Source organism: Microcoleus sp. Pol11C3 (genome assembly GCF_036701485.1).
Taxonomy (GTDB): Bacteria; Cyanobacteriota; Cyanobacteriia; order Cyanobacteriales; family Microcoleaceae; genus Microcoleus.
In genome coordinates, this window is the sequence record NZ_JAUBQW010000157.1 from 1 (window position 1) to 13,477 (window position 13,477).

At 44.8% G+C, this 13,477-nt stretch carries 8 protein-coding genes; 4 read left to right on the top strand and 4 right to left on the bottom strand.

The genetic code is table 11. The features are described from left to right. Positions 1-233 precede the first annotated feature (233 nt). From QUA40_RS24630 to QUA40_RS24645, 4 genes are all read right to left on the bottom strand, one after another. Positions 234-749 (bottom strand): serine acetyltransferase, encoded by a 516-nt coding sequence (locus QUA40_RS24630; protein ID WP_333130755.1) that lies wholly within the window; start codon positions 747-749, stop codon positions 234-236. Positions 750-893: 144 nt separating this feature from the next. After that, positions 894-1,475 carry a serine acetyltransferase gene (locus QUA40_RS24635; RefSeq protein WP_333130757.1) on the bottom strand — a complete coding sequence of 194 codons (582 nt, stop codon included), beginning with the start codon at positions 1,473-1,475 and terminating at the stop codon, positions 894-896. A 197-nt stretch (positions 1,476-1,672) separates the two neighbouring features. Then, positions 1,673-2,683, bottom strand: a complete 1,011-nt coding sequence (locus QUA40_RS24640) for a glycosyltransferase family 2 protein (protein WP_333130759.1) — start codon at positions 2,681-2,683, stop codon at positions 1,673-1,675. Positions 2,684-2,825: 142 nt separating this feature from the next. Beyond that, entirely contained in the window at positions 2,826-3,743 is a 918-nt protein-coding gene (locus tag QUA40_RS24645; protein WP_333130761.1) for a histone deacetylase, read from the bottom strand. A gap of 77 nt (positions 3,744-3,820) precedes the next feature. Here QUA40_RS24645 and QUA40_RS24650 point away from each other — a divergent pair, with 77 nt between their 5' ends. The 4 genes from QUA40_RS24650 (at position 3,821) to QUA40_RS24665 (ending at position 12,937) form a co-directional block, all read left to right on the top strand. After that, entirely contained in the window at positions 3,821-4,330 is a 510-nt protein-coding gene (locus tag QUA40_RS24650; RefSeq protein WP_333130763.1) for a hypothetical protein, read from the top strand. Between the two features lie 873 nt (positions 4,331-5,203). Further along, a complete protein-coding gene (locus tag QUA40_RS24655) occupies positions 5,204-9,904 on the top strand; it encodes a response regulator (protein WP_333130765.1) in 4,701 nt (1,566 codons plus the stop codon). Then, positions 9,870-11,897 carry an adenylate/guanylate cyclase domain-containing protein gene (locus tag QUA40_RS24660; protein ID WP_333130767.1) on the top strand — a complete coding sequence of 676 codons (2,028 nt, stop codon included), beginning with the start codon at positions 9,870-9,872 and terminating at the stop codon, positions 11,895-11,897. Before QUA40_RS24655 ends, QUA40_RS24660 begins: the two co-directional genes overlap by 35 nt. A gap of 149 nt (positions 11,898-12,046) precedes the next feature. Continuing rightward, the gene (locus QUA40_RS24665; RefSeq protein ID WP_333130769.1) at positions 12,047-12,937 is read left to right on the top strand and encodes an alpha/beta fold hydrolase; all 891 of its coding nucleotides are present in this window, start codon (positions 12,047-12,049) and stop codon (positions 12,935-12,937) included. The last annotated feature ends 540 nt before the right edge of the window (positions 12,938-13,477 follow it).

Here is a 13,477-nt window from a genome sequence, read left to right on the forward strand (position 1 = left end):
TGGCTTTATTTCAAAAATAGATTAGTGTTATAATATCACACTATCAATTCGCTCACTTGCAAAGGTGACATGCTCCCTAGCGGTTCTGGGGTAGATGAGGTACACAATTCAACTTCAAAAGCTTGACAACATAGGGTTTCGGCGTACTCCATCTTTGTGAGAAAGGCTATACCTCATTTTTTTGAGAAAAGCTATAACTTCATAATTTTTCTGCGACTTATAGAAAATATTTTTCAGACTTCCTGGGTTTTCTTTTCGATTATTTTTGCCGGTATTCCTACTGCGGTTGCACCTGGTGGCACGTCACAAATCACCACAGCATTGGCACCAATCAAAGCATGATCGCCGATCGTTACGGAGCGAATAATTTTCGCTCCTGCACCAATATCGACGTGACCTCCGATTTTGACATCAGCAACAATTGTTACCTGTTGAAGAATCAGACAGTTAGGGCCAATGGAAGCACTTGGGTGAATGACAATGCCATTAGGATGAGTCAGCAGAAGTCCTCCTTGTATTTGGCAGTTCAAAGGGATGTCTGTTGCAGTTACAATGCTCCAAAATCGATGCTGGAGCACGTTCCACCGGCATAAAATATATCCTGCAATTCCACCCTGCTTCTGCCACTTTTGATAGTTGCGGATAGATTTGAGCAGTTGGCGACTGGGTTCCCACCACTTGCTAGATTTTTCGCGGCTCCAGTCTGGTTCTGTAGCAGAAATGATTGACTTAGTGATTGACTCAACCATTATTTGTGGAATATTTTGATGATGTTGACAATTGTGCTTATTTGTGCACTTTACCTTAACAGGCATCTCTAACTTGAGTAGGTAGATTGATTGAATCTCCGCAGAGTTATAGAAGGAAGAAAAAGGCACAAGGAAGACAATGATTTAAGTATTGTTTTCAGCAGGGCGGGATTTGATAATTTTGGCTGGGATACCAACAGCAGTTTGACCGGCTGGAATGTCTGATAAAACTACAGCATTGGCACCGATATTTACGTCGTCTCCCAAATTTACTTTTCCGAGGATTTTTGCGCCGGCGCCGACGTTCACCCGATCGCCCAATTGAGGCGATTCTAGCGGTTTGTCCAAATAGCGGTTTCCCAACGTTACACCTTGGCGGATAATGCAGTCGTCGCCGATCGTACAATATCCGTGAATAATAATAGCGTTTTGATGTTCAATCACCACGCGACGACCGAGCTTCACAGTGTAAGGCAAGTCTATCCCGTAACTATTGCGGACTTTTCGGTAGAGTGCTCGATAAATAATGCTCAAAGGAGCTCGCAGTAATTTCGGTTCTACCTGCATTCTCCAGACGCCAAAACGCTGCACTGCTACGGCGCGAAATCCCGGTTTTGTCCAATCTCGACCATGAGCAATCCAGTCTTCTTTAATTTGCTCCCACAGTCCCAGGCCGGGGTCTTCTACTTGATTTTCACTCGTGATTAAGTTTTGCTCAGTTACCATAAGGTCTAATTCACACTATTTCTTGTTTACTCTATTGCTAGATGCCGACGATATAATAATGGGTCTACCAGGTTTTTGAGGAATAATTAATCCGGTTTTATCGATCTAGAATACTAATTTCTCGGCTGCATCATAAAATATTTTGCTTGCCTAGGTTAACCTGGTTTAGTTGGCTTTGACCGATTTACCAACTCCCTTTAAAATTTTTTGGATTTTTCAATCTTACCCCCCTTAAAAAATACACTATTTAATACAAAATCCCTCAGTAATTGTGGTGGATCGCCATCGGGTTTGCCTTGTAGTACGCGGCGCACCCTCCAGGCTGCAAAACCCGAAGCCCAGGATACATCAGTTAATGCTGTGTAAACCAAGCCGTAGTTTTTGATAAAGTACCTACGCCGGGAATCAAACCAATAGGTAGGCAGCCGCTTGGCGGGCTTTTTGGTGTCAGTGACGCCTGAGCTTTGGCCGACTAAGTGGACAACGCGACTTTCGGGTACGTACCAGCAACTCCAGCCAGCTTTGTTCGCTTGCAGACAAAAGTCCATTTCTTCGCAGTACATGAAATAAGCTTCATCCATCAAGCCAATCTTTTCAAATACTTCGCGACGGACGATCATGCTGGCTCCAGCTACCCAATCAGTTTGACAGGTTTCTTGGGAAATGGGAGGCGCTGCGGCCCAGTTGGCTAATAACTTGGATATAAAGCCTGTGCGCCAACCAAAATCGAGTTCGGTCAAGAGGTTGTGAAAGCGAAAAGCTGACTCCTGGGGGGTGCCGTCGGGGTCTTCCAAGCGGCTGCCGGCGATGCCGGCTTCGGAGTGGGAGTCCATGAAATCGACGAGGGCTTTTAAGGCACCGGGGCGAACAATGGTGTCTGGGTTGAGCAGCAGGAAGTAAGGCGGGGGATTGGGGGATTGGAGGGCGGGACGGATCAGGGCGTTGTTGCCGAAGGCAAATCCGCCGTTGCGGTCTAGGGGAACGAAGGATGCCCATTCGCTCCAGCCTTCTGAGGCGATCGCACTACTAATTTCTTCGACGGAGCGATCGCCTGAAGCATTGTCGCCAACTGCAACTCGCATACCGGGCAGCGATTGAACTTCGCTAACGAGAGAGCGCAAGCAGTCAATTGTCAAACTAGAGGTTCGGTAGTTAACAATGACAACCAGCAGTGGATAGGGGTGATTGGACTCGCTGGCCTTCGACATAAGTACCGTTGTTTGTTTAACAACTTTCTAGCTCAAGTTGTACCCATCTGGCAAGCTGGAGCGATGACTAATAGTATTTTTATTGGTTTCGGTGAGGGAGACTGTTTTTTCGGTCATATTTCCGAAGTCTCGCCACTCTGGATCAAAGTCGATAGTGCCTGTAGGCTTGACTGGCGGCTCGGTGCAGCAGTGAATGTCGGTAAACTAACCCCTTAGCGTCATCGGAATAGCCCCCGCCAATCACGCAGGCAACGGGATAGCCACCAGCCAAACACGCCATTAAAACTTGCATTTCCCGGCGAAATAAGCCCGTATCAGTTAAAGCTAATTTTCCCAGTTTGTCACCGTGATGAGGGTCTACTCCAGCATCGTACAAAACTAAATCTGGCTTGACATTTGAAAGCAAATCTGGTAAGAATTTATCCAATGTTTGTAAATATTCGTCGTCCTCCATACCCACCGGCAAAGGTACATCTAAATCCCCCTTTTGTTTAGTGCCGGGAAAATTGACTTCGCAGTGCATTGAGAAAGTAAAAACGCTACTGTCATCTTGGAATATTACGGCGGTTCCGTCTCCTTGGTGGACATCTAAATCGATAATTAAAACTTTGCGAACTAAACCATTTTTTTGTAAGACGCGAGAGGCGATCGCCAAATCATTAAAAATACAAAAACCAGACCCAAAAGCAGGGAAGGCATGATGAGTTCCGCCCGCAGTATTGCAAGCCAAACCGTAGTCTAAAGCGAGCTTGGCAGTTAGTACAGTTCCTGCAACCGCAGTGCAAGTACGATTAGCAAGGGCTCGACTCCAAGGCAGACCAATTCGTCGCTGAGCTTTGTCATCGAGCGTCCCGTTGCAGTAAGCTTGAACATAGGAGTGGTCGTGGACTAATTCAATCCATTCTTGAGGCGGAAGTTCGGGAGCGTGAAATTGCGATTTATCTGCTACCCCGTCCGCAAGCAGCATCTGGTAAAGCATCCGAAACTTTGCCATCGGGAAGCGGTGATCCGGTGGCAGAGGTGCAACGTAATCTTCGTGGTAAATAATTGGTAAGTCCATTAAAATTATTGTATAACGAATGAATCTCCAATTGAAAGCCTGCAATCTCAAATTTAAATTCGCTGGAGAACCTGTATATGCAACAACTAAAAACAGTCTGGCAGTCCGGCAGCAGCCACCCCGAAAATGCTGACAATCTCCATAATATCAGTCAGTGGTGGGGAAACCTCAACGGCAAAGAAATTAGCTGGGTAGAGCGACTAATTCCGCAAATCGGCGGTATGAGCGAAATTCACTGGCACCCTCAGCGTTTTGACGAAACATTTGTGATAGTCAATCCCGAAATTCGGGAGGAAACTCTTTATTGGTACAAACCAGATTCTCCTGTCCAACGTAACAACACTGTTGACAAATTAGAACTTGATAACTTGCAACAGCAATTGTACATCTATCCTCAGTTGGAATCGGAACTGGTAATTCGCGTAGGAATTCCCGAAGTTAAATATCAAACACTTGAATTAAACAATCCAGAAATCGCTTTGGGCGAAGATAATATGCTGCTGTTGTGGGAGGCTGACCAAGAACTAGAAATTAAAATTTACTTCAGCCATGAAAATTTTGCTAAACTTAAGGAATTGCTGGCATAGAAAAGACCGAGAAAATAGTTTATATGCTAGGCTTTGGGTGCGGGTGGATGGAGCTATAGCAATCCTTGCAGGAGTCGTAAATTTTTTACCCTACCCCAACCCTCCCCGAACCTACGGGGAGGGAGTAAGAAATTAACAAATGATTGAGGATTGCTATATACTCTTAGTTACCTATATAGCAGTCCTCAATCAGTCGCAAAATTGATCGATATCAGAATCCTTGTAGTGCAAGCATCTTTCTCGCGTATGGTTTTGCCAATCATTTAGGATTGCTATAAATATCTTAAGAATGATGGGCGGGTGCGTCAAAACCGAGGTTTTTCACAGCCATACTTTGTTGCAGCGACAAAAGTAAAAAAAAACTGTTTCTTCGCCTCGCGGTATGTCCAGGTGTGTATATCTGCTAAAACCCTTTGAATGTGGCAATAGAATATCCAGAAACTTGCGTTATCCTCCTGAGACTTTTAATGCTAAAGTCAAGCAAAAAACTGTTTTGGGCGCATCAACCGGGCTGTACGAAAATACTTTGTCCCAGCCCTGGAACCAAGTTAAAAAACTCGGTTGCTTTGGTCTGGAGTGCCTAAGCGAGGATTGTTTTTGTGCAAAGTTAATTGGGACATCAAATAAGGGGATTTGTTTCGGCAATAAGATATGGTTAAATACGGTTAATTTGAGGGGAAACCTTAAGACAAGCAACCAATAAGTTAAAAAAATAGAAGGTGCGTTAGTTGATGGGCTAATATCTAAAATTAATCCTCTATTTGCTGAGTTTGAAAAGGTTTAATAAATAAGTGTGATCGGAAGGAATCGCTAAATTTATTAAATCGTCAATCTGCTGCTAGCACTAAAAAATTCACAATGATCCGAGAAAAAATGATCTTTGACAAAGAAAATATTCACATTTTAATTATTGATGATCAGCCCCACAACCTGCGGTTTATATCAAACATATTGACGAAAGAAGGGTATAAAGTTCAGCGGGCGATTTCGGGAGAAATGGCGGTTAATGCTAATTTAACCGTTCTCCCCGACTTGATTTTGCTAGATATTGCCATGCCCAAAATGAACGGATATGAAGTCTGTAATCGACTGAAATCCAACGAGAGAACCAGGGAAATTCCGGTTATTTTTTTGAGTGTTTTTGAGGAAACTTTTCACAAAGTCAAAGCTTTTGAAGTCGGCGGTGTTGACTACATTACTAAGCCTTTTCAAGTGGAAGAAGTTTTAGCGCGGATCGAAAGTCAATTGACTATACAACAGCTATCAAAACAATTAAAACAGCAGAATGCCCAACTGCAACAAGAGGTAGAATTTCGCAAACGGACAGAACAATCACTCCGGGAAAGCAAAGCGCGGTTGCAGAAATTGGCGGTCAATATACCGGGAGTTCTTTATCAATTTATCAACAAGCCCGATGGAAGTTTCAAATTTGAATATATTAGTTATGCTTGTAGGGAGATTTACGAATTAGAGAGTGAGGAAATATTAAAAAATCCAGACTTGTGCTTCGATCAAAATCATCCAGATGACCAAGAATATCTGGTAAAACAAATTGCTAATAGCGCCCAAACTTTAGAACCTTTTGCCTTTGAATGGCGGATTGTTACACCGTCGGGTAAACTCAAATGGCTCCAATCTAATTCTCGGCCAGAAATGCGCGATAATGGGGATATTGTTTGGTATGGCGTACTTTTTGATATCAGCGATCGCAAGCACGCAGAAATCGAAATGGCTGGAGCTAAAGCTGCTTTAGAACGGCAAGTTCAGCGAGAATTGCTGATTGCAAAAATAACTCAAGAAATTCGCTCAAGCTTGCAGCCAGAACAAATATTTCAAATAGCTGCCACTCAAATCGGTCTGGCATTCTGCGCCAATCGCTGTTTGATTCATACTTACGTTACTACTCCCCAAGTGGATATTCCTCTGGCGGCAGAATATCTCGAATCGGAGTGCGAATCTATTCGGAACGTACCTGTTCCAATTTGGGGCAATCCTCACGTCATACAAATGATGATACAAGATCTGGCGATCGCCTCTAACAATGTTTACTCAGACCCTCTTTTGCAAGCTGTTCAACCGATTTGTCGCTTGATTGGGTTGAAATCGATGCTGGCAATTCGCACTTCCTACCAAGGCAGGGCAAACGGTGCTATCTGTTTGCACCAGTGCGATCGTTACCGGGAATGGACTTCTGAGGAAATCGACTTATTAGAAGCTGTGGCGGCTCAAGTAGGGCTCGCTATAGCTCAAGCTAAACTGATTGATCGAGAAAAAAACCGAATTCAGCAGCTCGATCGGCAAAATAAAGTGCTGCAAGCAGAAATTCGCACCCGCGTCCGCGCCGAGCAAGCTCTGCAAGAATCGGAAACAGAATTGCGGGCGATTTTTGCCGCCATGACTGACACAGTTTTAGTGAGAAATGCAGAAGGGCGCTGCATCAAAATCGCCCCGACAGCATCAACAAATTTGGTGAAACCTCCAAGCGAAATGATTAACAAAACTGCCCACGAAGTCTTGCCGGAACCTGTGGCAGATCAGGTATTAAATGCCATCCGACAAGTTCTAAAAACCGAGCAAAGCATCAATGTTGAATATAGCTTTACAATCGGAGAGCGCGAAGTTTGCCTCGACGCTAAAGTTTCTCCGCTTACTCCAGATTCAGTGATTATCGTAGCCAGAGATATTAGCGTTCGCAAACAAACAGAATCCGCACTCAGAGAGAGCCAGCACTTCATTCAAGCGATCGCCGATTCCAATCCCAACCTATTGTACGTTTACGATGTAATTGAACAGCGGAATGTCTACAGCAACCGACAAATTTCGACGATGCTCGGATACACCGCCCGAGAAATACAAGATATGGGTACAGCAATGATGTCAACGCTGCTCAACCCCGAGGATTTGTCCAACCTTTTAGAAAGCGTCCAAAAAGTGGAGCGAGCGAAAGATGGTGATGTCATTGAATGTCAATACCGGATGAGGCACAAAAACGGTGAATGGCGGTGGATGCACAGTTGGGATACAGTATTTCTCAGAACAACTGATGGTAAACCCAAACAAATTCTCGGCACGGCTAATGACATCACAGACCGCAAATTAGCCGAAGAAAAACTGCTAGCCTCGCAGCGAAGAATCTCATTTTTATTGCAGCAAACGCCGATCGCAGTTATCGAGTTAAACCTGAATTTAGAAATTATAACTTGGAATCCCGCCGCCGTTGCTATTTTTGGCTACAGTGAGCAAGAAGCGATTGGTCGAGTCGCCTCCGATTTGATCGTACCTGAAAGCTACCACCCGCAATTATCTGATATTTTCAATCACGACTTGAATGCCAAATCCAGCGGCACTACCGAAAATCTGACTAAAGACGGCAGAATTATCATCTGCGAGTGGTACAATACTCAGCTAATTGACGATAACGGTACAGCGATCGGCAGTGCTTTAATGGCTGTAGATATTACCGAACGCAAGCAGGCAGAAACCGAACTGCAAGAAAGTGCTTTACGACAAAGAGCGATCGCCCGCATCATTGAAAGAATGCGACAAACTTTAGATATCCGAGAAATTTTTCACACCACAACCCGAGAATTGCGCGAAACCATGAAGTGCGATCGAGTCGCTATTTACCGTTTCAATCCAGACTGGAGTGGCGAATTTGTAGCCGAATCCCGTGACCCCAAGTGGGTTTCTTTCATCCAAGCACAGGAGAGCGATTCTCACCTTACTGAAGGCGCTTTAGACAGCGAACTTTGCGTTGTCAAAAGATTAGATAGCCCCTCACAAGAAGTACGCGATACCTATTTGCAACAAACCCAAGGCGGAGCCTACAGCCGAGGTAAAAGTTACCTTTGTGTCCCAGATATTTACAAGCAAGGTTTCGAGAATTGTTACATCCAATTGCTAGAAAAATTTCAAGCTAAATCCTACATTATTGTACCAATTTTCTCCGGCAAAAAGCTCTGGGGATTACTAGCATCCTATCAAAATTCTGCTCCCCGCCAATGGAGTGAAGCGGAAATCAACGTTGCAGTTGATGTAGGTACTCAGCTAGGAGTAGCATTACAGCAAGCGGAATTGCTCACCCGCACTCAAAGGCAGTCCATGGAACTGATTAAATCCAAAGAAAACGCCGAAGTTGCCAACCGCGCCAAAAGCCAATTTCTAGCTTCCATGAGCCACGAACTCCGCACCCCTCTCAACGCCATTCTCGGTTTTTCCCAAGTCATGGCCCGCAACAGTTCGATCACGGAAGAACAAAAAGAATACATAGAAATTATCAACCGCAGCGGCGAACATTTGCTGGAACTCATCAATGATGTTTTATCAATGTCCAAAATAGAAGCCGGTCAAATTACCATCAATCCCAGCCGCTTCAATCTATACAACCTTCTCAACAGTCTCAAAGAAATGCTGCAACTCAAAGCTAACTCAAAAGGTTTGCAGCTAATCTTTGAAAATGCCGATGATTTGCCGCAGTACATTCAAACCGACGAAGCTAAATTGCGGCAAGTTTTAATTAACCTGGTCGGCAATGCGATTAAATTTACTCAGCAGGGAACCGTTACTTTGCGCGTCAGCAGCCAAGCTGAAAAAGACGCGATCGAAGAAAACAAATCCCAATTGTGCTTTGAAGTTGCCGACACGGGACCCGGCATTTCTCCCTGGGAACTTTCCACATTATTTAAGCCATTTGTACAAACCGAAACTGGTCGAAAATCCATGCAGGGAACAGGTCTGGGGTTGCCGATCAGCCAACAGTTTGTCCAAATTATGGGAGGTGATATTGCTGTTGAAAGTACACTAGACCAAGGCACAATTTTCAGCTTTAATATCTGGGTTAACCTAGTAACAGAAAGTGATGAACAAGAAAAACCGCCGATTAAACAAGTTATTGCTTTAGAATCCGGACAAGATACTTATCGGATATTAATAGTTGAAGATGTAGCGGAAAATCGCCAACTGCTGCTTAAGCTCCTGGTACCGCTGGGATTTGAAGTCCGCGAAGCAACTAACGGTCAAGAAGCAATTGCTTTGCATTCAACTTGGAAGCCGCACCTGATATTAATGGATATGCTGATGCCCGTGATGGATGGGTATGAAGCGACAAGAGAGATTAAGAAAACTCTAGAAGGTAAAGAAACAATAATTATTGCCTTGACGGCCAGTGCTTTTGACGAGCAGCGACAAATAATTTTGTCTGCTGGTTGTAACGATTTGATATGTAAACCGTTTCGGGAAGAGGTACTTTTTGAAAAGATAGCGCATCACCTCAACCTGCGTTATATTTATGAGAAAGAAAACTTATCTACTTCTTTTTCAACACCGACGCTGCTTAAACGTTTGACCACCGAGGATTTGAGTGTAATGCCCACAGACTGGGTGGTCGAGTTGCACCAAGCAGCACTTTGTGTGGACGACAACCGCATCCTCGAACTGATCAAGGAAATTCCCGAAACTGAGGCAAATCTCGCTAACGCTTTAACAGATTTAGTCGATAATTTTCGGATAGATATCATTATCGATTTAACTCAATTATATTATGATGAACGACCATCCCTTACCAGCGACTCCTAAAGACATTCTGATCGTTGACGATATGCCGGATAATTTGCGACTTTTATCCACTATGCTGACCTCTTACGGGTATCATGTCAGGAAGGCTATTAACGGACACTTGGCTTTGCAAGGGGCACAAATATCTCCTCCTGATCTAATTTTACTAGATATTAATATGCCACAAATGAACGGGTATGAAGTTTGTGAGCAGTTAAAGTTAAGCGAAAAAACTAAAGATATTCCGGTAATTTTTATTAGTGCGCTAGATGACGTGCTGGAAAAAGTTAAAGCTTTTCAAGTAGGAGGAGTGGATTATATTACTAAACCGTTTCAAGTAGAAGAAGTCTTAGCCAGAGTTCAAAACCAACTTTCCCTTCGTTCGCTGCAATCCAAACTGCAACTGCAAGCTAGGGAACTGCACGATCGCAATTCTAGATTGCACGAAGAAATCGCAGAACGGCAGCGGGCTGAAGAATCAATCCGGTTTTTGCTGGAAACTACGCGGGCGATCGGCGAAGCTGTAGACTTTCACTCAGCTTTAGAAGTAATTCTGCACCAAGTTGGCGAAACAATCGGATGGGATATAGGAGAAGCTTGGATTCCCAATGCAGAAGGAACGGTGCTGCAATCTGCCCGGGGCTGGTATGCGAGCAGCGCGAGTTTTGAACCGTTCCGCAGCCAAAGCGAACAACTGACATTTCCCATGAATATAGGGCTGCCGGGACGAGTTTGGGCATCCAAGCAACCGGAATGGCTAGAAGAGCTTACCAAGGGCTACCCGCATTTTCTCCGAAGTCAAATAGCACTAGAAATTGGATTCAAAGCCGGTTTTGGCGTGCCGATTTTGGTAGGCGATGAAGTATTGGCAGTGCTAGTATTCTTTAAAATTTCGTCGAGTGGGAAAGACGCACGATTTATAGACGTTTTTAATGCAGTCGGCACTCAATTAGGTTCTTTGATTCAGCGCAAACAAGCAGAAGAATTGCTGCGTATTGCCCAAGAAAAATATCACAGCATTGTAGAAAATGCGATGGAAGGCATTTTTCAAAGCACGCCTTCAGGAGGATATCTCAGCGCTAATCCAGCTTTGGCAAAATTGTACGGTTACGAATCCCCAGAAGAACTGATGTCCGAGATTAAAAATATTGCTCAGCAACTGTACGTTGACCCAGAACGCCGCCTCGAATTCGTGGCTGCTATGGATACTGAAAATGCCGTTTCGGGGTTTGAATCTATGGTATGTCGCAAAGACGGGCGCCGGATTTGGGTGTCAGAAAATGTCCGGGCTGTTCGAGATTCAAAAGGTAATCTTCTCTACTATGAGGGTACTGTTTCTGACATTACAGAGCGCAAATTAGCGCAAGAAGCGCTGAAAGTTCAACAAGAACAAAGCGAGAAGTTGCTGTTAAATATTTTACCCAAACCAATTGCAGAACGCTTGAAGGCAGAGCAAAGTACAATTGCCGACAGTTTTGCTCAAGTAAGTGTTTTATTTGCTGATATTGTTGGCTTTACTGAGTTGTCTGCTCGAATGTCTCCCACCGAGTTGGTAAAGCGCTTGAATGTGATTTTTTCGCACTTCGACCAGTTAGCTGAAAAGTACGGTGTGGAGAAAATTAAGACTATTGGCGATGCTTACATGGTAGTCGGGGGATTGCCTACACCGACACAGGATCACGCCGAGGCGATTGCCCAAATGGCCCTGGGAATGCAGGCAAAAATAGCAAAGTTGTGTGCCGAGACAGGGGAAAAACTGGCAATTCGCGTCGGCATCAATTCCGGGCCGGTGGTGGCGGGAGTTATTGGTGTGAGCAAGTTTACTTATGATTTGTGGGGAGATACGGTGAATGTGGCGGCGAGGATGGAAGCTACGGGTTTTGCAGCCAGAATTCAAGTTACTGATGTTACTTATGAGCTTTTGAAAGATAAGTATTTGTTTGAGAGGCGAGGCGTGATTCCGGTAAAAGGTAAGGGGAATATGATGACTTATTGGTTGCTACAAAAAAAGTAAAAATGGGAATTGGGAATTGGGAATGGGGCATGGGGCATGGGGCATGGGGCATTGGGAATAATGTTCTTGTGGGGCATGGCTCCTAGCCCGCCCTTAAAGAGATGGTACTGCTATGATGAAAGTAGTTAACGAAACTTTACATAATAGCCGTGACTGCACAACAATTAGTATCTGCAACAAGTTTTGAAAAGCTAATTTGGACTTGGAAAGGTCACAAAATCCAATATACCGTCCAAGGAACCGGCCGCCCTCTGATCTTGATTCACGGATTTGGCGCTTCGATCGGACATTGGCGGCAAAATATCCCCGTACTCGCGGCCGGTGGCTATCGTGTATTTGCTCTGGACTTGCTGGGATTCGGTGCTTCCGCCAAACCAGCCCTAGATTACACTCTGGAATTGTGGGAAGAATTGCTGACAGATTTCTGGGCGGATCTGGTACAGGAACCGGCGGTATTTGTCGGGAATTCGATCGGCGCTTTGCTGAGTTTGATGGTAGTCGCCAACCATCCAGAAATATCAGCAGGTGCAGTCTTAATCAACTGTGCCGGCGGGCTCAACCACCGGCCGGACGAACTAAATTTCCCGCTGCGAGTAGTGATGGGGACTTTTACTAAATTAGTTCGATCGCCCCTGATCGGCCCCTTTGTATTCAACAACATCCGCCAAAAACACCGCATCCGCAACACCCTGCGCCAAGTCTACGGGAACCGCGAAGCCATTACCGACGAACTCGTAGAACTCCTCCACGCCCCCTCCTGCGAGCCCGGAGCTCAACAAGTGTTTGCCTCGATACTCACAGCGCCTCCTGGCCCTCAACCGTCAGAATTGCTGCCCAAAGTCGATCGTCCGTTATTGGTACTTTGGGGCGCAGACGACCCCTGGACACCGATCGCCGGCAGCCAGATTTATCAACAATTGGCCGCCAACGATAAACCAGTGAAATTTGTTTCAATTCCCAACACAGGCCACTGTCCCCACGACGAGCGGCCGAGTGAAGTCAACGCTCTGATTTTGGACTGGCTGCTGGAAGTGAAGTAAAATTTTTCTGAGCGAGGCAATCCTTGGGCGATCGAGTCAAACCCTTGCAGTGCAAAAGTTTTGCCTCACTCCACCGCACCGACACCCCGGCAGCAGCAGACTCAAAAAACAATTTTTGTAAAAAGTATTGACACAATTTACTGAGTCAGCTATATTGATGGACGTGTGAGGAGCGAACCAGAAGAAGCACCGAGACGAAACACGGCCAGTCGTCGGTGCTTTTTCTGTTGAAACCCATTTTTAAGAGTTTGAAATTATCTATAAATTCACATCCAGAAGATCGGTAAGCCCGCCCCGCTTTCTTCAATTCTTCCTTAGCGTTCTTCGCGTCTTCGCGGTTCGTTAAATAAATATTCGGATGTTGCAAAAAAAGTAATTGACTGCACTTTATCTCGAAAAATCCGAAAGTGTGGATTTTTTTTAATCATCAAAATTTGATTGCAGAAAACTCAAAACTAGAGAGTTATAGTCATTTCAAATAAATGTGAGACAGAGGCAAGATCATGATAAAATCGATAAAAATAGTTAATTAGAAAAAAA

Bases quoted from the DNA above. Each gene is read 5' to 3' on its own strand.
- QUA40_RS24630 (WP_333130755.1), bottom strand. From the start codon at position 749: ATGGTTGAGTCAATCACTAAGTCAATCATTTCTGCTACAGAACCAGAC.
- QUA40_RS24635 (WP_333130757.1), bottom strand. From the start codon at position 1,475: ATGGTAACTGAGCAAAACTTAATCACGAGTGAAAATCAAGTAGAAGAC.
- QUA40_RS24640 (WP_333130759.1), bottom strand. From the start codon at position 2,683: ATGTCGAAGGCCAGCGAGTCCAATCACCCCTATCCACTGCTGGTTGTC.
- QUA40_RS24645 (WP_333130761.1), bottom strand. From the start codon at position 3,743: ATGGACTTACCAATTATTTACCACGAAGATTACGTTGCACCTCTGCCA.
- QUA40_RS24650 (WP_333130763.1), top strand. From the start codon at position 3,821: ATGCAACAACTAAAAACAGTCTGGCAGTCCGGCAGCAGCCACCCCGAA.
- QUA40_RS24655 (WP_333130765.1), top strand. From the start codon at position 5,204: ATGATCTTTGACAAAGAAAATATTCACATTTTAATTATTGATGATCAG.
- QUA40_RS24660 (WP_333130767.1), top strand. From the start codon at position 9,870: ATGATGAACGACCATCCCTTACCAGCGACTCCTAAAGACATTCTGATC.